Here is a 24,142-nt window from a genome sequence, read left to right as displayed (position 1 = left end):
CTACCCCAGACCTATGAAAGAAACTATCCTAGAGGTTCGCAATCTCCAAGTTGAATTTGCCGGTGATGGCCGCACAGTTAACGCTGTTGATGACATTAGCTTTGAATTAAATCGAGGTGAAACTTTAGGAATAGTGGGAGAGTCTGGGAGTGGTAAATCAGTAACGGCTTTAGCTGTAATGGGTTTATTGCAATATCCCGGTAGAGTTAGGGAGGGAAACATCTGGTTTCGTCCCCAGGAAAATGCCCAACCTCTGGATTTATTGGCTTTACCTCCCCAGGAAATGCAGCTTTACCGGGGTGGTGATATCGCCATGATTTTTCAAGAACCAATGAGTTCTCTCAACCCGGTTTATGATATTGGCTTTCAACTGACAGAAGCAATTATGCGTCATCAAAAAGTCAGTGCAGTTGAAGCCAAGAGAATTGCGATCGCAGGTCTACAAGAAGTTAAACTTTTACCCAGTGACGAACAAATTCAACAGCAATATCTCGAAACTAGCCAGCTAACTAACTCTAATTTATCTCCCAGTCGTGATTATCAGATAGCGCAGTTGGTGAAAGAACACAAAGAAGCCATGCTGAAACGCTATCCCCATCAACTTTCTGGAGGTCAGTTACAGCGAGTAATGATTGCAATGGCAATTTCTTGTAACCCATCACTGTTAATTGCTGATGAACCCACCACAGCTTTGGATGTAACAGTCCAAGCAACCATTATTGACTTAATGCGGGAATTGCAGCAAAAACGCGACATGGGCATGATTTTTATCAGTCATGACTTGGGATTAATTGCAGAAATTGCTGACCAAGTAGCGGTGATGTACAAAGGTAAAATCGTGGAATATGGTACAGCATCGCAAATTTTTAGTCATCCCCAACATCCCTATACTAAAGGTTTGGTAGCTTGTCGTCCTACTCTAGATCGTCGTCCGCAAAAATTACTAACTGTTTCTGATTACATGACTGTCCAAGAAGATGAAATCGGACAAATAGTAATTGAGGCGAAAAAACCAACCCCACCCACAGAAGTTACTCAAGAAGAAATTGACCAAAGATTAGCAAATCTACAAGAAAAATCACCCCTTTTACAAATTCATCATCTCAAAGTTGGGTTTCCTGTGCGGGGAGTATTTGGTGGCACAAAACGCTACCACATAGCAGTTAATTCTGTTTCTTTTGATGTGTACCCAGGGGAAACTTTGGGATTGGTAGGAGAATCAGGTTGTGGTAAAACCACTTTGGGTAGAACTCTGCTGAGATTAATCGAACCAATGGGCGGTAAAATTATTTTTAAAGGGCAAGATATTACTAAACTCAAAGGAAAAGAGTTGCAGCAATTGCGACGAGAAATGCAAATAGTTTTCCAAAATCCTTTTAGTTCCCTTGACCCCCGGATGAAAGTTGGTGATGCAGTAATAGAACCGTTGTTGATTCATGGTGTAGGTAAATCAAAACAACAACGAAAAGAAAGGGCTGTAGAACTTCTAGAACGGGTGGGATTGAGTGCAGATGATATGAAACGCTATCCCCATCAATTTTCCGGTGGTCAACGTCAACGAATTTGTATTGCCCGGTCTTTGGCTTTAAATCCTCAATTTATTATTTGTGATGAATCAGTTTCGGCTTTAGATGTTTCGGTACAAGCACAAGTTTTGAATTTGTTAAAAGAATTGCAAGCAGATTTTAATTTGACCTATATTTTCATTTCCCATGATTTAAGCGTGGTCAAATTTATGAGCGATCGCATTTTGGTGATGAATCAAGGGAAAATTGTGGAAACAGGAACAGCCCAAAGCATTTATCTTCAACCCAAAGAAGAGTATACACAGAAATTAATTGCAGCTATTCCTACAGGGAATAGGGAATAGGGAATAGGGAACAGGGAACAGGGAAGAAAATTTTAGATTTTAGATTGAAGTTGCTCAAAACAATCCAAAATCCAAAATCCAAAATCCAAAATTGAGAACTCCTGATAGCGCAGCGTAGCGTAAGCCATATTCCTGACTTACTCTGCTTTTACATTGAGAGCGTATTCTTTGAACCTCTCCAAATCAGCTTGAATTGTTGACTCTACGACTTTTCCTAAAAACAAATTATCCATAAGTTTGCCCAAAAAACCAGGAATAGCATAGGAAATAGTCATTTTCACAATACTACCCCCATGGCGATCATAAAAGCGAATTGCCCCCTGATTTGGCAAACCATCAACAGATTCCCATTGGATAATTTGGTTAGGAACAACTTTGAGAATACGGGATTTCCACTTAAATTCTAAACCCCCTGTACTTAATTTCCACAGTGAAATCTCTGGATCATCCGGTGAGATATTCACTGAATCTATCCATTTCATCCACTTAGGCATTTGTTCCAAATCTGACCACAACCCCCATACTAATTCTATAGGAGCGTCTACTTCTACTTGTACGCTATGCTCTAACCATTCAGCCATATTGGTCAGTTGTCAGTTGTCAGTTGTCAGTTGTCAGTTGTCAATGGGAAAAGGTAAGAGGCAAGAGGTAAAAGGCAAGATTTGATTAATTTTTGACTTTTTACTGTCACCTGTCACCTGTCACCTGTCACCTATTATTTCTTCACGCTTTCCAGAATCACTTTCGCCGCACGTCTTCCAGAAATTGTTGCCCCTTCCATACTGTCAATGTAGTCTTGCTGAGTATAACTACCAGCTAGGAAAAAGTTAGGTATGGGTGTTTTTTGGTCAGGACGGTAAGCGTCCATTCCTGGTGCTTCCCTATATAAAGACTGAGCCAGTTTGACTACACTGTACCAAGTCATATTTAAATCTCTTGACGAGGGGAACAGTTCATGAACTTGTTTAAGGACGTGCTGGGCGATCGCTTCATTACTTTCTTTAATAAAAGGATCTCCCGGTGTCAAGACCAGTTGCAACAAAGAACCCTCCCCAGGACGATAATAATCTGCTGGGCTAGTTAAAGCCAAATCAGCAAAACAAGAAAAATCAGCATCGGCGGTATATAACAAATTATCTATGCCTTCGGCCTGATTTAACTGTTTCCGTTTCTGAGCATCTTCCAGTTCTGTCACCCAACCATCAAACCGTAGCTGCACTGTAGCGACTGGTACAGCATCAAGTTGATAAATGTTGTCAAATTCTGACCATTTCCGCCATGCTTGGGGTAAAACGCGCTGAATTCCTGGCACATCACAAGCACAAACATAAGCATCAGCGGTAATTACTTCCTCCGTATCACCTTGAGCAACTACTATACCAGTAACGCGGGTTTCTGCCTCAGACTCAGCAAATTGAATCTCCCGCACTTGGCGACGGGTATAAATTTTTGTGCCTCTGGCTTCTAGATATTCAATAATCGGCTTATGTAAATATTCATGGGGTGAACCTTCCAGCATTCGCAAAATTGAAGCTTCAGTTCTGACAGCAAAAAACTGGAAAATTGTCAACATACAACGGGCAGAAATATGGTCGCAATCAATAAAGCCCAAGGCGTAAGCGATAGGATTCCACATCCGTTTGATGCTGCCTTTACTGCCTCCATGACGGTAGAACCAGTCAGAAAAACTGATTTTATCCAAATCACGGATATTTCTCATTGCCCCCTCAAAATCCACCAAACCCCTAACTATGGGGCTAGTTCCCAGAGCGATCGCATTTTGTAATTTATCCTGTAGCGAAAGTTGGGAAGTGGTGAAAAATGCCTTTAATCCATTAAACGGCGCACCAGTGATAAAACGAAAATCTAAAGCGCCAGTGCGTCCCCCCTTGTTGATAAAAGTATGGGTATGTTCTTTAAGGCGTAAATTTTCGCCTGCACCCACTTTGGTCATCAACTCAAATAGATTGTAGTAGCAGCCAAAAAAAACGTGCAATCCCATTTCAATATGATTGCCATCACCATCTACCCAACTGCCGACTTTACCACCAACAAACGGACGAGATTCAAAAATTTGTACCTCACAACCCGCATCGGCTAAATCTACAGCAGTAGCCAGTCCGGCTAGTCCCGCACCTACAATTGCAACGCGCATTCCCTCGTTCCTTGTTCAGTCTCTTTACAAATTGTAACTGAGTCGGTGTCAGAATTTGCTGAGATTAGGAATTGGGGAAGAATAAGGTGAGGGATATAGGGTGTAGGGATGTTTGAATTCATTTCTCCCCATCTCCCCATTGCCTTAATTTTTCTCCTTTGTCTCTTCGGATAAAGGTAAACTTCTAATCAGTTCTCGAATCACATCAGTAGCGGGTCTACCTGTCTGTTGACAATATTTTTCTAGTTTTTCCGCTTCTTGTGTTGCTAGGTTCACAGTTATACGTTTAACCGCCCATTTTTTATTTGTCATTATCATGTAAGTTGCTGTTTATTAACTGGTTGAAAAGAATTCAATTAGAACAGGAAAAAATGATAGTATCAGAGATTGCTTCAAATAAATAAGAAGACAACAAATATAACTAAAAATTTTCGTTAAAGTTCAGTTAAGTTTACATAATCCTCAGACGTATCCAGGTTGAAAACAGGTAGTTTCTACAAGGTAAGAGACCAGAAGCAAAAGCGCGGTATTTGTCAAAAAAACCTCATGCAGAAAAAACACAGGTTCTAATTTATAGAAACGGTATCAATATTACTTGGATCAGAACTGGGAAATTATCAGGTGGTGTGAGAAAAGGTTTTTTCTTCCCTTGTTACCTTTGCCCTGTCTCCCTTAGCCGAATAGTATTGGAAGTTATATAACCAATCATTTTGATCTGTCTAACCACAAATTATGCAGCAATAACCATATAACTTCATTGTAGAAAACCACAGATACAAGTGAAATTAGGAAACTCAGTGTAAACTAGATATTTATCTGTGGTAATTACTGAGAAAATTATTCAAATTCTAATTGAGGCATCAGTTGGAGAATACCAATACCTAAATCTTGGGAAGAGAGCGATCTCGCTTCAAAAAGAGCCATCATGTCTTTTAATTGTGGATTACCGCGAGAATTTCCAGTTAGTCCCTTAGCGATAATCAAACCGCAAAAGCCATTAGTATTTTGACACCGCTGATTCCATTTTTTTCTAGCTTCAACATGGATGGGGTCATTGTCTAAAAATTCTCCAAACAGGAACAGTTCTCCATTTTCTGTTTGTAACAAACCCAAGTCGTATTGTTCACCATCTGAAGGATTAGCACCGGGATTAAAACAAATAGCTTTTAATCCGCCAGCAGCCTCAATACTTTCAATCACAGTTTTGGCTTTAGGGCGGGAAGTTTGAATTAAAATCACTGGTAAACCATCACCAGCTTCAATAATTTCTTCTTCTGTGTGGTAATTAACCTGCTGGCGTAGTGACTTTAACATTTCCCAAGAAATTACACCCAAGCTGAGAAAAGAATCTTCTGGAATCAAGTCATCCCGCAAAGAACGGAATTCTGTCGCATCTTCATCTTCATCTGGGAGATAAAAACCGGCCATTTCCTCTAACTCTGCTGCCAATTCTGGCATAGTGGAGACAGTCACAGAAACTGATTTAGTTGCTTCATCGGCATCCGGGACAGAAATTCGATAACGGCGATTAATAGAGGGGAAGTCTTCTTCATATAACTGATGACGATAATCACGAACAAAACGCAAGATGCTTTCCAGAGCAACAAACATTACTAGTGCTTCATCGTCATACAAAACAGACCGCAATCCTTCTAAAGGGTGAATATTTCCAAAAGTAGGTTCAATTTCCGATAGAGGTAAATCTGTTAGATCTTCATCTTCATCTTCATCAACTTGCTCAAAGGTGAGAAATAAGCAATCTTGCTTGAGGAAAGCTGCTTCTAAACCTTCCTGGGATTCTTCATCCTGCAACACATCTGCACGAAATCGCTTCAGAGAATCTTCGGAACGATACAACAAAATTCCATATTCCATCCCCAGCATTCCCATCACAGAAGCATAGAGTGTACCTACATCCCATTTATTAATTTCTATTGACAAAATTTGCTGTTCTTCTAGAAAGTTCCAAGGTGCTGCTTCCCAAACTGCAAAAGCTTTTTGATGGAGAAGTTCTGCATACTGTGGAGGTAAATCAGGAACTTGGTTGTCAATAATATCCGCAAAAGAACGAAAAAGTTCATCAATTAGAGGTAATTCAGGTGCATAGTCAATAGCAATATCCAAATCTTGCAATACCCCGCGCAGGTAAAATTGGATTTCTCTATCTTTAACTACAATTCTTTGGGGTCTAGCTGGTTTAGCTGGACTGTGTGGATGCTCTATTGCTCGCATTAAGGTGCGAACTATGGCTTCTGGCCCCAGTTCTGAAGATACCATGTCCATAGCTCTGACAATACCCTGAGAACCATCTACCCATAAAATACATTCTCCCTTTGACTCTTGGGAATCTCTGGTTTGGGGCTGTGATGATGACAACGGACGGCGATCGCCCTCCCATATAGAAGGAATTTGGGTTAATTTCTTCAACCGACGACTGGTAGAGCGATTAAAACTTGTCATAGAGTAGGTTAATCAAAAAAAATATAGCAGGGAACAAGGAACAGAGAACTCTTAACAGGGAATAGGGAATAGGGTTAAAAGCCTTTTATTGTCGGGCTTTTTAGATAAATTGGGTATCTCATGCAAATGCATACAGCTATATATTTAGAAGTAAGCTGTGGGGAATGGCTAAAATTCGGATCACATTTTCCCTGCTGTCCCTGAAGAGTGGTTGCTGCTCAGACGGTTTGTGACCAAGCCCCGTTGGGTTGGAGTTTGGGGTTTGGGGTGTGGGGCTTCCAGACAGCCCCGTCTTTTCTGGACGCGAGCGTCCTTGGAAGTTGAAGTTCCGTCCAACGCTGTCTTCCCTACACCCTCTACCCTACCCCCTACACCCTGTTGGTGACTGAAACTTCAAAAATACCCCATCTCTAAATACACCGAATCTCTCAATTCTAGAATAAAAATCCTGAGATGCTGTTGACAAAGTGTTTACAATTTAGCCTCTCTACTGATGAATGCAGCTAGAATGAAACAAAAACTCTCAGATATTGGGCTTTGGGCTTTGGGCTTCATGTAAGTTTTGTAAAATTTAAAATAATTACAATAATTAAGGAGTGAACATAGCAAATGACACAAGCAACTCAAACTCAAGAACGCGGCATCATGTTGAGTGAATCCGCATTGCGCCAGGTAAAATCTCTCCAAGCCAAGCAAGGCCAAGATTTATGTTTACGGGTAGGAGTCCGTCAAGGTGGTTGTTCTGGAATGTCTTACATGATGGATTTTGAGGACATCAGCAAGATCACCTCGCAGGATGAAGTTTTTGATTATGATGGGATCAAAATTATCTGCGATCGCAAAAGCCTGTTATATCTCTATGGCTTAATGCTCGATTATAGTGATGCCATGATTGGTGGGGGTTTTCAATTCACTAACCCCAATGCTTCCCAAACCTGTGGTTGCGGCAAATCCTTCGGAGTGTAATATAGTCAATGGTCAGTTGATAGGTGACAGGTGACAGGTGACAGGTGACAGGTGACAGAAGAAGCAGGGGGGAAGGGGGCAGGGTGCAGGGAGAGAATAAATTTCTATACTATTCCCTATTCCCTATTCCCTATTCCCTATTCCCTATTCCCTATTCCCTATTCCCTATTTCCTATTCCCTATTTCCTATTCCCTATTCCTTCTGACAACTGACCACTGACAACTGACCACTGACAACTGACAAATGACTACTACAATTGAAGAACTGTTTGATACAGGTTTACAACGATATAAAGACGGAGAATCAGCAGAAACGCTCATTCCTGTATTTAAAGAAGTGTGCGATCGCTCTCCTAGAGCTAGTTCAGCTTGGATTTGTCTAGCTTGGTTGTATTTACTCGACAACAAAGCCAAATTAGCTTACAATGCCGCCAACAAAGCCGTAAAAATAAATCCCCAAGACCCACAAGCTAGAATTAATCTCGCTTTAGCCATGTTAGAAACAGGTCAGAAAGGCTTGCGAGAACATATAGATTTTGCACAACAGTTGATATTTGTCAACAAAGAATGGGAAGAAGAAGTTAAAAACAGCATTGAAGATGGTTTAACCAGAAAACCAGACTGGGAAAACCTCAAAAAAGTGAAAAAATGGATCTTTGAATCATAATTTGGTAATGGGTAATTGGTAATGGGTAATTGGTGGATTTCTTTCTGTCACCTGTCACCTGTCACCTGTCACCTATTCCCTATTCCCTATTCCCTATTCCCTTTAATGATGAAAGATAAACTATTAAACTGGCTAAATACAATTTTAGTTGCTGATGTTTTCCTGGTAATTTTGGGTTTTGGTTGGTTTGCTGTAGCAGTTGTTGGTGATGCTTCAGGAATCAACTTAGGTTTAGATTTATGGCATAAACTATGGCAACCCGTATTTAACCCTGCCATTGGAATTCTCATGGGAGGGGCGTTGTTGAGTGGTATTACCAGTTGGGTTTCTAAAAAATTTATGAAAAATAAGTAACGATAATTCGTAATTCGTAGCTACAAATTATTTGAAATTCCTATTGATTTACCTTCAGAAAAATTGATAATTACGAATTACGAATTATAAATTACGAATTATGTCAGGATTTCCTTTAATGCCGATTGCAAATTTGGATATTGATATTGAAAACCAGATGATTGAGTGCGTTGAGGAATAACTTTTTGACCCTCTAAAACCACAATTGCCCCATCTCCTAACATTGCTTCTAAAGCAAAACTAGGAACAGGCAACCAAGAAGGACGATTCATTACCTCTCCCATTGTATTGCTTAAATCTGCCATCCGCACAGGATTGGGAGCGGTAGCATTGTATATGCCTTGCATATTAGACTTAGTTAAAGCTTGAATAATTAAGTTCACAATATCATCTATGTGAATCCAGGAAAACCACTGGCGACCACTACCAATAGGCCCACCTGCAAATAATTTAAAGGGCGTAATCATTTTGCCCAAAGCGCCACCCAGACCCAAAACAATACCGAAGCGCAAAATTACCAAGCGCACACCAGCATCATTTACCTTTTGTGCTTCTGCTTCCCACTCTTGACAGACTTGGGCTAAAAAATCTTGACCTGAAGGGCTATTTTCATCAAAAGTAGCAGTTTCACTAGTGCCGTAGTAACCGATAGCTGAAGCGTTGACTAGCACAGTAGGTTTGGGATTAGCTTTAGCAATAGCTTCCACAATTTTTTGTGTACCCAGTTTGCGGCTGTTGAGAATTGCTTGCTTACGTTGTTGTGTCCATCTCTCTTCGGCGATGGGTTCTCCTGCCAAATTTACCACACCATCGCAACCAGCAACAGCATCTTGCCAAGCACCAGATGTAGCTGGTGTATAGCCCATAATTTCTACATTCGGGAAAGCCTGAGAGGGGAAAACCTTGTGGGCAAAGTCGGTATTCCGGCTGAACACTAATACTCTATGACCTTCCTCTTGCAGCCGTTTTACCAAACGACTACCGACAAATCCTGTTGCTCCCGTAATTGCTACTTTCATTTTTAACTTAAGCTCAAGCACTTTGTACAGTCTTAACTGTTAACTTAATTTAACAATTTTTTAGCCTGTACTGTCTTTTTGTTAAGTTAATTTCTTTTATCTCACCTGTAACCTGTATTTTGTGTGTGAGTAGGTATAGCAAGTTAAAGAATGATAAACCCAGATGGAAAGCTGATGTAGCGATACTTTCACAATCCCAAATTGTATCAACTGGCGTGTTCCCAGTCGCTGAGTAATTCCCGGTCTAGTTTTTTCGCTTTGCTTTTACGGACTGGTACTTTAGGAGTACCAATATCAACAGGAGGAAAAGACTGTTTTGTCTTTTTAGCAGATTTTTTTTCTTGTGTGTCAGTCATAATTCGATACCTTGGGTAAAAACTTCCGTTCTAATTTATAACATCAATTTTTTTCAGACCCATTCCGGAAGAAAGATTTTATTTGTTTGGGCAAAATTCATCAGTTGACAACATGGGAAGAAACGGTGGGATGGACTACAGAAAAACCTTGTTGTGTAGATTGAACATTGCCTAGCTGTACTTGAAAATTAATTTGATGACGCATCTTGCCAGTTCTAGCTTCTAGCTGCCAGTTGCCAGATTGTAATTGCCAAAATAAAGCATTATTTGACTGTGTAGATAAATGCTTACCATTTAGCCGCCACTCTATAGGTTGGTCAAAATTACCAGCAACTTTAAATTCTAATTTTTGCTGTTTTTCTGCACCAGGATATAATAGAAATAAATCCCCATTACGGGGAGATATAATCCTGAACTTATTAGCTGCTAAATTCGATTGTGGCTGTTTTCTTAACCATTGATCATACACAGGTGATAAATGGTAATCAGCAGAATTTTGATATGCGATTTTATCTGCTGGTGAAAAATATTCTTGGACGATGGAATTACAATTTGGTGTAGGTTTTAACCCAGTAGTCGCACAAATTGGTAATTTAATTAACCCGTGTGGAGGTGTAAAATTTGTGGGTGGTTGATGTTCATGCAGATGTAACATAATGCGACTCCATAACGGTGCAGCCCCGGTAACACCCGACACTTGACGCATCGGTTCACCATTGAAGTTCCCCACCCAAGTAGCGACGGTGTAGTCAGTAGTAAAGCCAACAGTCCAAGTATCACGATAATTAGAAGAAGTACCAGTTTTAACAGCCGCAGGAAAGGGCAAATTTAACACCGAGTCTACACCAAAAGCTGTGGCACGGGCATAGCGATCGCTTAACATATCGGTGATTAATTGCCAGTTTGTAGGCTTTGGCGTTAGATTTTGGGGACTGGAAACCGGGGAATTTTTTGGGGCATTATTTAAGATAGTTACCAGTGGTGTACTTTTCCCCACTCTGGCCATAGTTAAATAAGCTTTTGCAAGTTCCCATAAACTCACTTCACCACTACCCAAAGTTAAACCCAAACCGTAATATTCAGCACTTTGATTTAAGTGTTCAAAACCTAATTCGTGCAACCGACTTAAGAAAGTTGATACACTAACTTTTTCTAATACCTTTACCGCAGGTACATTTAAAGAATTTGCTAAAGCAACTCTTACCCGCACCGGGCCAAGAAAACTGTTAGTATAATCTGTAGGGCTATATAATTTCGCCCCTGGAATTGCGTAATGAGAAGGCACATCTGCCAAAATAGAATTAGGTTTAATTACGCCTTTTTCCAAAGCTAATTCATACACAAACGGCTTCAAAGTAGAACCAGGTTGACGCAACGCTTGTACTCCATCATTTCGACCTAATTTCACATCGTTAAAATAATCAGGGGAACCGACATAAGCTAAAACCTCCCCAGAGTAGTTGTCAATTACCACAGCAGCTGCATCATGGACATTGTTATCAGCTAAAGAATCAATAACCTGCTGTACCTGTGCTTCGACAAACTGCTGTAAAGGTCGATTTATCGTCGTTTGAGTGGGAGAAGATTCCAGTTCCCCTCCTTGCTTGCGGGGAGGGGTTAGGGGTGGGGTATTTTGCTTTGCTAACCAAAATAAAAAATGTGGTGCAGCAATAATTCCCTGTTGACGAGATTGAAAAACGACTTGTTCCTTATATATACGTTCAGCTTCTGCACTAGAAATATATCCATCTTTTACCATTTGATTTAAGACATATTTCTGTCTTTGTTTCAACCTGTCACAATGTTGATAAGGATCAAAATAAGTAGGATTATTAGGAATTGCAGCTAAAACTGAAGCTTGGGCTAAATTTAAATTACTTGCAGAAGTAGAAAAATAAATTTGTGCTGCTGCTTCTACACCATATATATTTCCTCCCATTGGTAGACGATTAATATAAGCTGTTAGAATTTCATCTTTATTCATGCCAGCAGTTAAACGCCAAGATAGCCAAATTTCATGTAATTTGTCTGATAAAGTCCGTGGTGCATTATCCAGCATTCGCGCTAACTGCATGGTAATTGTGGAAGCACCAGAAACGATTTTTTTATGTTCAATGCTATCTTTAATAGCACGAACAATGGCTTGTAAATCTAAAGCGCCATGATGATAAAAGTTGCCATCTTCAGCAGCTAAAATAGCGTTGATAAATTGGGGTGAAACTTGATTTAATGGTACTATTGATGTATGTTCTTGGTCATGGGTAAGGATAGTTCCTAATGGTAAACCATTACGGTCTGTAAATTGCAGTGCTAACTGTTTTTGGGCGATATCTGCACTATGAATAGGTGCGAAGTAAGGTAATAATCTGATAATTAAGCAGATAATGATGACGGTTAGGAGATATTTGTTGAGATAGCAGAAATAAGATTTTATCTCACGCAAAGTCGCAAAGACGCGAAGAGTTAGAGTTTTAAGTTTCATAGGTTTATGTTTCAATTGCTGTGAAGGAGATTTCGGAAATTATCAATATTCTTTAATGATTAAGAATTGTATTGTTTTTGGGAACTAATTACACTGGATTGGTTATCTATGTAGGTAGGTTGGGTTAAACGACAGCGCAACCCAACAAAATTTACAAAATGTTTTGCGTCCTCACGAAAATACCTCAAAAACCTTCTTACCTTTGTGTACTTTGCGTACTTTGCGGTTAATTATTAAATTAATCTTGGGTTTTCTTCGTCAACCCAACCTACAGTATTTGATTCATTTAACAATATGATCAGAAAGTTACTACAATTTTTATTTATCATTACCTTAATATTAGGTATAGCAGGTTGTAATTTCGTCGGTGTGACTCCAGGAAAGGACAAATTACCCACAGTTGCATCTCTGACACCTCCAAATTTACCAGACTGGATAGAACAAATTAGTCCTTTGGGAGATGCAAATACTCTTAGTCAAATTAGAATTCGGTTTAAGGAAGCTTTAATTCCTGTTGAAAGTCTGGATAGTCTAGAACAGCAGAATTTATTAACTAAATTTGCCATTTGGCCACCTTTACCGGGGAAGTTTCGTTTTTTAACACCGCGTATGGTGGGTTTTCAAGCTGATAAAGCTTTACCGAAAGCGACGCGAGTACAAGTTACTCTCAAAGCTGGGTTAGCGGATTTAAAAAATCATCGTTTAGCAGAAGATTTGGCTTGGACTTTTGATACAGAAGCAATTAAAATTTCCAATTTACCAGGTGTGAACCCAATTGAAAAAGCGGAAATTGAACCAATTGATTTAAATCCTAAATTACAATTTACCTCAAATTTAGAATTAGATGTGAATTCTGTTGAACAGCATTTAAAATTAATTCCTGAAGGAAGAAGTAAAGGGGTAGGTTTCCAGGTAAAATTGGCAAAATCAGAACAACCAGAAAATTTAGATCCTTTAGAAAAATTTGATCCTTCTGCAAAAAATTGGATTTATAATCTTACTCCTCTTCAAAATCTAGACAAAGCAACATCCTACCGCTTAACTTTTTCTCCTGGTATTCTTCCTGCTGATGGAAATTTACCGAGTGATAAAGATTTTGTCAGTAAGTTAGCAACTTATTCTCCTTTAGCATTTCAAGGAATTAAACCTTATGGACAACCAGATGCAGGAGGAACTTATGGCAGATTTATTAAAGGTAGTCCGCAGTTAGAATTTAATAACATTTTATTACCAGAATCGGCAAAATCACATATTAAAATTAATCCAGCACCAAAAGATATTGATAGAGTCTTGCAAATCTATGATGAAGATAGAATTGTCACTATTAATCCTTATGCTTTAGAACCAGCTACGGCTTATACAATTAATATAGACAGAAATCTCAAAGATAAATTTGGGCAAACTTTAGGTAAACCTGTATCTATTAAATATAACACTGGAGATTTAGCTGGAGATATTCAAGTTCCTGCTGATTTAAATATTTTTCCGACGAATCAAGATTTGCAGTTAAATATTAATGCTGTAAATTTACCAGAAGCGAAATATAAAGCAGATTATCGTGTAGTTAAACCTACGGATTTGGTTTTTACAAATAATGCTAATGATTTATTATCAAAACCTGAAAATTGGCCAAGTTTCAAAATAGCAAGTCGAAAAAATCAATCTGTTAATATTGCTGTTCCTCTAAAATCAAAGTTAGGAAATAATCAGGGAATGTTAGCTTATGGAGTGCAAGCAAGAACTAATAAATATCAAGAAAATAATCAGCAATTATGGAGAGAAGCAACGACTTATGGAATGGTACAATTAACTAACTTGGGTGTATTTAGTCAATGGTTTCCAGAGTCTGGTTTAATTCGTGTGCATCATCTTAGTGATGGTTCACCAGTCAAAGCTGCAAATATTGAAATCTATCAATCAAAATTATCTGAAAAATCAAGTCTTGAACCTATACCTTGTACAACGGGTAAAACTGATGAAAGGGGAATTTTGAGAATTGATAATCAGCAAGTACAACAATGTTATAGTAATGCTGAAAAACTGCCAAAATTATTAGTAATTGCTAGGGAAAATCAAGATTGGGCTTTTACAAGAACTCAAGAATACAGCGGTAGTTATGGTTATGGTATTGATGCTGGTTGGGAAGATGGTAAACCAATCTCACGGGGGGTAATTTTTTCTGATAGACAATTATATCAACCCGGTGAAAAAGCTGTATTTACCGCTTTTGCTGATTTTTTAGAAAAAGGGGAAATTCTGCAAGATAAAAATGCTGAGTACAAATTAACTTTAGTTAACCCCAATGGACAGAAATCTGATTTAGGTACACAAACTACAAATCAATTTGGGACATTTTCTCTAAATTTACCAATTCAGAAAAATCAACCTTTAGGATATTATAGAATCGAAGCGAAAGGACAAAATGGCAAAGAAATTGCGGGAGAATTTCGGGTTGCTGAATTTAAACCACCGAATTTTAAAATTGATTTGCAGCTAAATAAAGAATTTGCGTTAATTGGTGAGAAGGTGAATGCTGATGTAACCAGTAACTATTTATTTGGTTCACCAGTACAAGGGGGAGAAGCAAAATATTTTGTCACCCGTCAGCAAACTAATTTTATTCCTAAAGGTTGGGAAGAATTTAGTTTTGGTAGACAGTGGTTTTGGCCAGAAGAAAGTCCAAATGTCTCCAGTGATGTTTTACAAACTAATACTCAATTAAATGCTAGTGGTAAAAATAGTCAAACGGTAACAGTAGCGAAAGATTTACCTTACCCGATGACTTACCGGGTAGATGTGCAAGTTGCAGACGTTTCTAATTTATCGGTTGCAAATTCTCAAACTTTTACTGCTTTACCCAGTAACAAACTTATTGGTTTAAAGAGTAATTTTGTAGCTGATGCTAGAAAAGCTTTCCCGGTAGAATTTATCGTCACTGACGCAAAAGGGAAACCGTTAGAAAATGAACAAGTAACTTTAGAATTACAACAAATCAAATATAGTAGTGTTACCCAAGTAGTTGAAGGTAGCAGAACTTCAAAAAATCAAGTTGAATATCAGACAGTTGCTAAAACAGAAATTACATCTGCTAATATTCCCCAAACTGTGAATTTGACAGCGAAAGAATCTGGTTCATACCGCATTCGTGCTAATTTTAGCGGAAGTAGAAATGAAATTACAGCTACAGATTTGCAAATTTGGATGACAGGAGAAAATCAAGTAGTTTGGGGAGGGGATGAAAAAGATAAATTGACAGTTAAGTTAAATAAAAAAGAATTCAAAGTTGGGGAAATTGCAACTGCTTTAATTCAATCTCCATATTCAGAAGGAGAATTATATTTTGCGGTAATTAAAGACAAACCTCTCTATCAACAAGTTGCAAAAGTTAAAGGAGGTGCGCCGCAAATTCAGTTTACAATTACACCAGAAATGTTACCTAATGCAGCAGTAGAAGCAGTGTTAGTCAGACAAGGAAAACCTTTAAATCAATTAAAAACAGAAAATTTAGAACCTTTAGAAAATATGTCAAAGATAGGGTTTGCATCTTTTAAAGTTAATCTGGAAGATAAATATTTAAAGGTGGAAATTAAACCAACTCAAAAATCATTAGAACCGGGAAAACAAGAAACTGTAGAACTGCAATTAACAGATAACCAAGGAAAACCAACTTCAGGACAATTTACTGTCATGGTAGTAAATGAAGCGGTGTTACAACTGAGTGGTTATCGTCCTCCCAATTTGGTGGATACTGTTTATGCAGAACAACAAATTTCTACTCGGTTTAGTGATAACCGTCCTGATGTGAGATTAACTCCAAAACTTGCAATGTTACCCAAAGGTTGGGGTTATGGTGGTGGGTTATCCAGTGCTTTAGCTAATACTCGCATCCGCAAAGATTTTCAACCTTTAGCTTATTACAATGGTTCTGTAATTACTAATGAAAAAGGCCAAGCTACAGTTACTTTTAAATTACCAGATGATTTAACCACTTGGCGAGTGATGGTTGTCGCTACCGATGGAAATTTGCGGTTTGGAAATGGGGAAATAACATTTATTACCACCAAACCATTAATAACTAATGCTATTCTCCCACAATTTGCTCGACCAGGCGATCGCATTCTTGCAGGTTTATCCGTTACCAACACCACCGCAAACACTGGAACTCTCAATATTAACGGTGAAGTTAGCGGTTCACTCCAATTTGCAGAAAATAACCCCAAAACCACAAACTTACAAACTCAAGCTGAGTCAAAAACCCAAGCGTATCGTTTTCCAATGGTTGCGGGAAGTGCAGGAGAAAGCAAAGTTACCTTTGCAACGCAATTAAATAATATCGCTGACGCTTTTACAGTTCCTTTGGAAATTAAACCCTTAGAAATTACAGAACAAGTTGTAGAAACAGGTATCATTTCCCCTCTTGCTAAGGGGGGACAAAGGGGGGATCATGTAAAAATTCCCCTCAACGTTGATAAAAATACCTTTTCAGAAACAGGAGGTTTAGAAATTCAATTAGCTAGTACCTTAATTCCCGAAATTAAAGCACCCGCAAAACAAGTTTTAACAGATAAAGATTTACCCTTTGCAGAACCAGCAGCAAGTCAATTATTAATTGCAGCAAATTTGCAAAATCTTAGCCAAAAATATAATCAAATATTTGCAGAATTCAATCCTCAACAACAAGCTAACCTAGCAATGGAACAACTGCAAAAACTACAAATTGCTGATGGTGGTTTTGCAGCTTTCCCAGGACAAGAAAAATCAGACCCTTGGGTTTCTGCTTATGCTACAGAATCTTTAGTCAAAGCTAATCAAATTTATCCTGGTTTAGTTGATTCTCAAATATTATCTCGACTAAAAACCTACTTACAAAAAGTTCTCGCTAACCCTGGACAATATGACTATTGTAAATCCAAACTCTGCAAATCTCAACTACAGCTAAACTCTTTAATTGCCTTAGCACAATTAGGAGATAAACGCAATAGTTTCCTCTCAGATATTTATCAACAACGTAACGATTTTGATGTCGTCACCCAAATTAAATTAGCGCGATATCTATACCAATTCCCCGAATGGCAAGATGAAGCACAAATTATGCGAGTGCAGCTACAACAAAATATCTATGAAACTGGACGTAGCGCAACTGTAAACTTACCCCGAAGTTGGAATTGGATGAGTTCACCCACAACCACCCAAGCCCAAGCATTACGATTATTTATTGACCAAAAAACACAACCAGAAATCATTGATAAATTATTCCAAAGCCTTTTGAATTTACGTCGTCAAGGTACATGGCAAACCACATATAATAACGCCCAAGCCTTAACAGCCTTAGTAGAATATAGCCAACTCCAACCCACACCACCTAATTTTGTTGCCACTGTAAAATTAGCAGGTAAAAAATTAGCAGAAACCAGATTTAACGGTTATCAAAATCCCAACTTACAGGTAAATATCCCAATGGATAAATTACCCCGTGGTCGTCATGATTTAGTTTTGCAAAAATCTGGAAAAGGCAACTTACATTATTTAGCCGCTTACAGTTATCGCTGGCAAGGAAAACAACCGGGAAGATTTAACGGTTTACGAGTAACGCGAGAAATTAGTAAAGTTAATGACGAGAAAATTATCCAAAAAACAGGAATGTATGCTGTTGATAAACCATTGACATTAGCACCAGGAGAAGTGTATGATATAGGTTTAGAAATAATTACCGATCATCCTATAGATCATTTCGTAATTAAAGACCCATTACCCGCAGGTTTGGAAGCGATAGATCAAAGTTTTCAAACTGCCACACCAGCATTACAAGCAAAAGCCGATAATTGGCAAATAGGATATAAAACCATCTATAAAGATAGAATTATTTCCTATGCAGATCATCTGGAAGCAGGAGTGTACAATTTACATTATTTAGTCCGTTCCGTCACCCCTGGAAAATACCTCTGGCCTGGTGCAGAAGTACATTTACAATATGCACCAGAAGAATTTGGACGCAGTGCGGATTCAATTTTGATTTTAGAAGCAAAAAATTAACTACATCGTCAGCATTCAGCCGTCAGCTATCAGCAGTCAGCTATGTACCTGAAATATTGAAATACAAACAGTGAAAATCAACAGATGCAGATAACATTCCTGAAATTACAATTTCTAAATCTTTGTTATTGCTGTAAAAAGCTGATTACTGATGACTGATAGCTGAATACTTACACTACATCATCCCTCTTTATCTGCGTTCATCTGCGTTCATCTGCGTTTGCAAAAATAAAACTTTTTGCTTGACAAATCCCTGTAAATAACGTACTTTTAGCAATTAAGTAACAAACTTTCGACACACCTCCGCCGAACCTTGAAAACCGCATAACTTCGTTGACCTGTGTCGATGCCTTATCCAGTATTGGTTTCAGGCTGTGAAATTGGTGAATTTGAGAAGTTTTTTTATCACTTTTCCGAGGTGTGTCGATTAGGGTATCTGAAACCCTTACGCAGTAATGTTTCCAGAAGTGAACTCTTTACAAACACACTCCCCCGAAAGGGGATGGAAACGCGGAGGTGTTTCCGATGGATTGAGTCTGATACGCTTGCCTTTACAAACACACTCCCCCGAAAGGGGATGGAAACGCTAACCAGCCTGAGGATTTGCCGTGTCCATTTTTCTCGGCTTTACAAACACACTCCCCCGAAAGGGGATGGAAACTCACAAACTTTAACCTGAAAAAAGTTTCCATAAACGGCTTTACAAACACACTCCCCCGAAAGGGGATGGAAACGTTGCACGCATTTCCAAAAATGGCTTTTTGCCAACTTTACAAACACACTTCCCCGAAAGGGGATGGAAACTGAAAGCAACATCTGAAATTGAATTATATTTTTAGGGTTTAGCACTGCTAAACCCCTACAACCAATTTATATGTATCCAGGTGAATTGCTGTCACCTGTCACCTGTCACCTGTCACCTAAATAACTCAATAAGGATCAGAATCAAACCTTCCCCGCTTCACACTCCTGAGATAATAACCTTTGGACGGAATTTTATTTAAATCAAAAGTTTCACCTCTAGGAACTCGCCAAATTTTATAGTCGTAATATGTCAATGGTTTTCCCGGTTCACAAACTTCCGGGGGATGATCTCCAAACACGAAATATACTGCTCCTCTCCCCATCACTTTAGCAATTCCATATTTATCCACCAGTAAAGAAGTTTCCTCACTAATTGCAATTCCTAACGCAGTTGCAGATACGCCATCTTGAATTTGTCTAGCAATAAAAACCATAATTCTCCCCATTCTTTTTCTTTCATCAAAATGGGTATCAATGATGGTTTTTCGCAAATATTTCCACTGGAAAAAATTATAGGTAAAGGTAATATTTCGATATGGATCATCCAGTGCTTCATTAGTTTCAATGCTATCTTCACAGGCACAAGAATCATAAACATATTCACTTTGAATCATTGCGCCGGCACTTGTTCCACCAATAGCACCACCTTTGTCATAAACAGACTTAACAGCAACTTCTAATTTAGTATTTTTCCAGTGGCGAATATATTCACATTGATCCCCACCAGCAAAGAAAATTACCCCAGCATTTCTAACTTTATCAAAAATATCTATTCTGTTTGCTTCTTGTCTGTTCTTAATGATTAAAGTTTCCACATAATTTACTCCTCTCATGCGATAAATTAACTGATTGTAATCGTCGTTACCAGCAGCGCGAATAACTAAAACATTGACTTTCGTATCGGAATTAGAACCACCTCTAACTTGATTAACCATCCACTGAATAGCATCATCAACATCAGGACCACCACCACCCAAATTATGTACAGGCCCAGCTAAAATCGGCAATTTATAAACATTTTTTGGTTTTGGTGATGGAGAGTGAACATCTGGAGAGATATCTGTAAAGTATTGCTTCCAGTTTGCTCTCAGAAGTTTTATGATTTGATTTACTATCCGCAACAGGATAGTTTTTGCATTCTGCAAACGCCTTGCTAAATTTGGGAATGCCTTTGTCATAGTTACCTTTTGGCGCAAACAGCAATTATCCTAACTCTCTCATCAACAGGGATAAAATTCCCAGCGTACAGACTTTGTACTGTTTTTTCACGCCAAAAAATGCAGAGTAATGATTAATTCTGTTGATTACTCTGCGAAAACCTCAGTTTTACTTTGTGTTATTTGGTGTTAAATTACCGTAAGCATTCAGCCGTCAGCCGTCAGCAACAAAGAAGAAAACCATCAATAATAGGCTGTAAATTGCTCTCATAACAAAGCAATACGCTGTAATAGCTGATTACTGATTACTGATAGCTGAATACTTATAAATTACCAGTCAATTTCCAATCGCTCTTTCATCACTTTTTCATACACTGCTTCTGTTCTTTTGGCTAATTTTGGCCATCTAAACCTGCGTTCTAAATCTTGATAGGCATTATCTATCAACCATTGTCGATAACCTGGATTTTTCAAAACTTCTAATATTCCCCAGGCTAAAGAATCAGGATTATTTACTTTAGTAACAATGCCTGTTTTCGTATGTTGAACTACTTCCGGAAAACCACAAGTGTCGGAAACCACAACCGGAACTCTGGACGCAAAACTTTCTAAAGCCACAATACCAAAGGGTTCATAAAGACTAGGAAAAACTGCACAGTCAGCAACAGTTTGGAATTTATCCAAGTATTCTTCTGATAAAAAACCAGTAAAATAGCATTTATCCCAAATTCCTAAATCCCAAGCTTGCTTTTTTAAATTGTCAGTATTACCACCACCAACTATGACAAATTTAACGTAACCAGCCATTTCCCACAGTACCTTGGGTGCAGCATTAAGTAATACAGATACACCTTTTTCATAAGTCATCCGACCCAGGTAATAAACTATTTTTTCATGATCTGCGGCAAATTGACGACGAAAATCTTGAGCATGAAAATTTTCGTGGTGCTGCTTTTTTTCTGGACGAATACCATTAAAAATTACGTCAATTTTATTACCAGGACTATGTAATGCTCTCGCTACTTCTGAGCGCATATATTCAGTACAAACAATTATCCGCCAAGCGTTATAAGCTAGTAACTGTTCTTTACTGCTAATATAGCGTTGAGTATCATTGTAAATACCGTTATAACGACCGTATTCTGTGGCGTGGATAGTAGCAATGAGGGGAATTTTGAAAGTATGCTTGAGTGCGATCGCTGCATCTCCCACTAACCAATCATGAGCATGGATAATATCAAATGGGCCCTCTTCCAAAATCAATTTACCACCGTGATCTCCCATACTCTCATTTAAATTGACTACCCAGTGGAAAAAGTCATGACTATGGGCAACTGGTACTCTATGTACATGAATACCCTCAACTATCTCGTATAATGCAGCCTGTTTAACTTCAGGTGTAATTAAATGGATATCATGTCCTAATTTCACAAGTTCCGGGTATAACTCCGCTACATGACGGGCAATACCTCCAACTATCCGGGGCGGAAATTCCCAACTCAGTACCAGTATCTTCATTTACGCAACTCCCCGATGATTTACAAAAATCTAAAAAACTATATTTATCTCAAAATATAAATCTGGCAATTACCATGAGAGTGATTACGGAAATTTCTTAATTTTCTAATAGTTTTTTTGATCCAGCTTATCATATAGACTTGGAATTTATAGCGTCATAAAAAACCCGATTTCATAGAGAAACCGGGTGGATAATATTGTTAAATTTGAGTGTGATAGGACTTACGCACAAAAACGAAAAACTAAAGGTTTGGATAAAGGGGTAAAGTGATGGAAAAATCAAGGTCGAGAAGAGGAAAACCCTTACACCCCTACACCCCTACACCCTTACACCCAGCCCCCACAGATAACTTCCCTGCGTAAGTCCTGATTAATTCTGATCTAACCGCAACACAGCCATAAAAGCTTCCTGGGGTACATCCACCGTACCTACAGATTTCATCCGCTTTTTACCCTTGGCTTGTTTCTGCAACAGTTTTTTCTTGCGGCTAATGTCACCACCGTAGCACTTAGCCAAAACGTCTTTCCGCAAAGCTGGGATATGTTCACTGGCAATAACTTTACTACCAATGGAAGCCTGAATCGGAACTTTAAATTGATGACGTGGTATAAGTTCTTTCAACTTCTCAGCCATTGCTCTGCCCACATTATAGGCTTTATCCCGGTGAACAATCATCGCTAAAGAATCCACCGGATCACCATTAATCATAATATCCAACTTCACCAAATGATTTTCACGGTAGCCGATGAGATGATATTCCATACTCGCATAACCACGAGAACGGGATTTCATCTGGTCGAAAAAGTCTGTCACAACTTCCGCTAAAGGTAACTCATAAGTTAGGGTAGTCCGTCCTTGGGTGAGATATTTCATATCTTTGAAAATACCCCGGCGGTTCTGTGACAACTCCATTAATGTGCCAACATAGGTTTCTGGAGTAATCATTTCTACCTGCACATAAGGCTCCTCAATTCTCTCCCGGTCATTGGGCGCGGGTAAATGGCTAGGATTATCAATGTACAGTTCCTCACCCTTGTTAGTGATTACCTTATAAACCACAGAAGGCGCGGTAATAATTAAATCCAGATTATATTCCCGTTCTAACCGTTCTTGGACAATTTCCATGTGCAGCAAACCCAAGAACCCACAACGGAAACCAAAACCCATCGCGCTAGAAGTTTCTGGTTCATACTGTAAAGCTGCATCATTCAGTCTCAGTTTTTCCAAAGCTTCCCGCAAATCTTCAAACTGATCCGCATCTATGGGAAACATCCCACAAAATACCATGGGGTTAGCTTCAGTGTAACCAGGTAAAGCTTCTGTAGCTTTGGCTTTAGCTAAGGTAATCGTATCTCCTACCCGTGCATCGGCTACAGCCCTAATTGCTGCTGCTAAATAACCTACTTCCCCAGCGTGGAGTTCTTCCACTTGTTTTTGAGTAGGAGAAAGCACACCTAACTCATCAATTTCATATTCTTTACCCGATGCCATCAAATAGATGCGATCGCCTTTTTTGACACTACCATCCATCACCCGGAAATATACAATTACACCCCGGTAACTGTCATAGTAACTATCAAAAATCAACGCCCGCAAGCGTTCATCCACTGTGTTAGCTGCTGGAGGTACTCTTTCTACAATGGCCTCTAAAATCTCAGGAACTCCAATTCCCTCCTTAGCAGAAGCCAAAATTGCCCCACTGCAATCTAAACCAATAATTTCTTCAATTTCACTAATTACTCGATCAGGTTCTGCTCCTGGCAAATCAATTTTATTCAAAACCGGGATAATTTCCAGATTATGTTCCAGCGCCAAATACACATTTGCTAGGGTTTGCGCTTCTACCCCTTGGGAGGCATCCACTACCAACAAAGCCCCTTCACAAGCAGCTAGAGAGCGGGAAACCTCATAGGAAAAATCTACGTGACCAGGAGTATCAATTAAGTTTAATACGTACTGCTGTCCGTCTTTAGCTGTGTAGTTCATCCGGGCAGCTTGCAGCTTAATTGTAATACCGCGCTCCCGTTCCAAATCCATATTATCGAGAAACTGTTCCTTCATCTGTCGGTCTTCTACAGTCCCAGTGGCTTGTAGCAAGCGATCGGCGAGAGTAGATTTCCCGTGATCAATATGAGCAATAATACAAAAATTGCGAATGCGAACTGCGGGAACGTCAGTCATATACTATCTTTGCTTAAAGCAAACCAAAAGTTAAAACTATTTACTTAATGTATTTTAATGCTTTATTGGGTAATGGGAACAGGGAAGAGGGTGTAGGGTGTGGGGTGTGGGGTGTAGGG

Annotated in this window: 15 protein-coding genes and 1 CRISPR repeat array; of the genes, 5 read left to right on the top strand and 10 right to left on the bottom strand. The window is 38.9% G+C overall.

Translation table 11 applies throughout. From position 1 onward, the window contains the following. Positions 1-13 precede the first annotated feature (13 nt). Positions 14-1,870 (top strand): ABC transporter ATP-binding protein, encoded by a 1,857-nt coding sequence (locus A0J48_RS18660; protein ID WP_200325685.1) that lies wholly within the window; start codon positions 14-16, stop codon positions 1,868-1,870. Positions 1,871-2,007: 137 nt separating this feature from the next. Here the strand turns inward: A0J48_RS18660 and A0J48_RS18655 are convergent, their stop codons facing one another. From A0J48_RS18655 to A0J48_RS18640, 4 genes are all read right to left on the bottom strand, one after another. Next, the gene (locus tag A0J48_RS18655; protein ID WP_200325683.1) at positions 2,008-2,451 is read right to left on the bottom strand and encodes an SRPBCC family protein; all 444 of its coding nucleotides are present in this window, start codon (positions 2,449-2,451) and stop codon (positions 2,008-2,010) included. Between the two features lie 134 nt (positions 2,452-2,585). Then, on the bottom strand, positions 2,586-4,025 hold the full coding sequence (gene zds / locus A0J48_RS18650; protein ID WP_200325681.1) for a 9,9'-di-cis-zeta-carotene desaturase: 1,440 nt from the start codon (positions 4,023-4,025) through the stop codon (positions 2,586-2,588). A 144-nt stretch (positions 4,026-4,169) separates the two neighbouring features. Next, entirely contained in the window at positions 4,170-4,343 is a 174-nt protein-coding gene (locus A0J48_RS18645) for a ribbon-helix-helix domain-containing protein (protein WP_200325680.1), read from the bottom strand. A gap of 519 nt (positions 4,344-4,862) precedes the next feature. Beyond that, positions 4,863-6,485: a DUF6930 domain-containing protein gene (locus tag A0J48_RS18640; RefSeq protein WP_200325678.1), complete on the bottom strand. Its 1,623-nt coding sequence runs from the start codon at positions 6,483-6,485 to the stop codon at positions 4,863-4,865. A 609-nt stretch (positions 6,486-7,094) separates the two neighbouring features. Here A0J48_RS18640 and A0J48_RS18635 point away from each other — a divergent pair. The 3 genes from A0J48_RS18635 to A0J48_RS18625 all read left to right on the top strand — a co-directional run bounded on the left by A0J48_RS18635 (position 7,095) and on the right by A0J48_RS18625 (position 8,472). After that, a complete protein-coding gene (locus tag A0J48_RS18635) occupies positions 7,095-7,451 on the top strand; it encodes an iron-sulfur cluster assembly accessory protein (RefSeq protein ID WP_200325676.1) in 357 nt (118 codons plus the stop codon). A 244-nt stretch (positions 7,452-7,695) separates the two neighbouring features. After that, positions 7,696-8,118: a tetratricopeptide repeat protein gene (locus A0J48_RS18630; RefSeq protein ID WP_200325674.1), complete on the top strand. Its 423-nt coding sequence runs from the start codon at positions 7,696-7,698 to the stop codon at positions 8,116-8,118. A gap of 108 nt (positions 8,119-8,226) precedes the next feature. Then, the gene (locus tag A0J48_RS18625) at positions 8,227-8,472 is read left to right on the top strand and encodes a hypothetical protein (protein ID WP_200325699.1); all 246 of its coding nucleotides are present in this window, start codon (positions 8,227-8,229) and stop codon (positions 8,470-8,472) included. Positions 8,473-8,570: 98 nt separating this feature from the next. On the opposite strand, the gene thyD is transcribed toward A0J48_RS18625, so the two are convergent. The 3 genes from thyD to pbpC all read right to left on the bottom strand — a co-directional run bounded on the left by thyD (position 8,571) and on the right by pbpC (position 12,329). Next, entirely contained in the window at positions 8,571-9,491 is a 921-nt protein-coding gene (gene thyD, locus A0J48_RS18620) for a thylakoid membrane protein ThyD (RefSeq protein ID WP_200325672.1), read from the bottom strand. A 206-nt stretch (positions 9,492-9,697) separates the two neighbouring features. Further along, positions 9,698-9,847, bottom strand: coding sequence for a hypothetical protein (locus tag A0J48_RS18615; protein ID WP_200325670.1), 150 nt, complete (start codon positions 9,845-9,847; stop codon positions 9,698-9,700). Positions 9,848-9,947: 100 nt separating this feature from the next. Then, entirely contained in the window at positions 9,948-12,329 is a 2,382-nt protein-coding gene (gene pbpC / locus A0J48_RS18610) for a penicillin-binding protein 1C (RefSeq protein ID WP_200325668.1), read from the bottom strand. A gap of 294 nt (positions 12,330-12,623) precedes the next feature. On the opposite strand from pbpC, the gene A0J48_RS18605 reads away from it, so the two are divergent. After that, complete coding sequence (locus A0J48_RS18605; protein ID WP_200325666.1) at positions 12,624-18,362, top strand: alpha-2-macroglobulin family protein; 5,739 nt, start codon at positions 12,624-12,626, stop codon at positions 18,360-18,362. Between the two features lie 474 nt (positions 18,363-18,836). After that, positions 18,837-19,166: a CRISPR direct-repeat array (repeat unit 36 nt; unit sequence CTTTACAAACACACTCCCCCGAAAGGGGATGGAAAC). 125 nt (positions 19,167-19,291) lie between these two features. Here A0J48_RS18605 and A0J48_RS18600 read toward each other — a convergent pair. The 3 genes from A0J48_RS18600 to lepA form a co-directional block, all read right to left on the bottom strand. Then, on the bottom strand, positions 19,292-20,344 hold the full coding sequence (locus tag A0J48_RS18600; protein WP_200325665.1) for a cyanophycinase: 1,053 nt from the start codon (positions 20,342-20,344) through the stop codon (positions 19,292-19,294). 309 nt (positions 20,345-20,653) lie between these two features. Next, positions 20,654-21,841 carry a glycosyltransferase family 4 protein gene (locus A0J48_RS18595; protein WP_200325663.1) on the bottom strand — a complete coding sequence of 396 codons (1,188 nt, stop codon included), beginning with the start codon at positions 21,839-21,841 and terminating at the stop codon, positions 20,654-20,656. A gap of 370 nt (positions 21,842-22,211) precedes the next feature. Beyond that, positions 22,212-24,023 carry a translation elongation factor 4 gene (gene lepA, locus A0J48_RS18590; RefSeq protein ID WP_200325661.1) on the bottom strand — a complete coding sequence of 604 codons (1,812 nt, stop codon included), beginning with the start codon at positions 24,021-24,023 and terminating at the stop codon, positions 22,212-22,214. Between the last annotated feature and the right edge of the window lie 119 nt (positions 24,024-24,142).

It is taken from the genome of Sphaerospermopsis aphanizomenoides BCCUSP55, from assembly GCF_001586785.1.
GTDB lineage: Bacteria > Cyanobacteriota > Cyanobacteriia > Cyanobacteriales > Nostocaceae > Sphaerospermopsis_A > Sphaerospermopsis_A aphanizomenoides_A.
The sequence above is the reverse complement of the archived record's forward strand: the minus strand, read 5'-3'. Positions and strand labels throughout refer to the sequence as shown.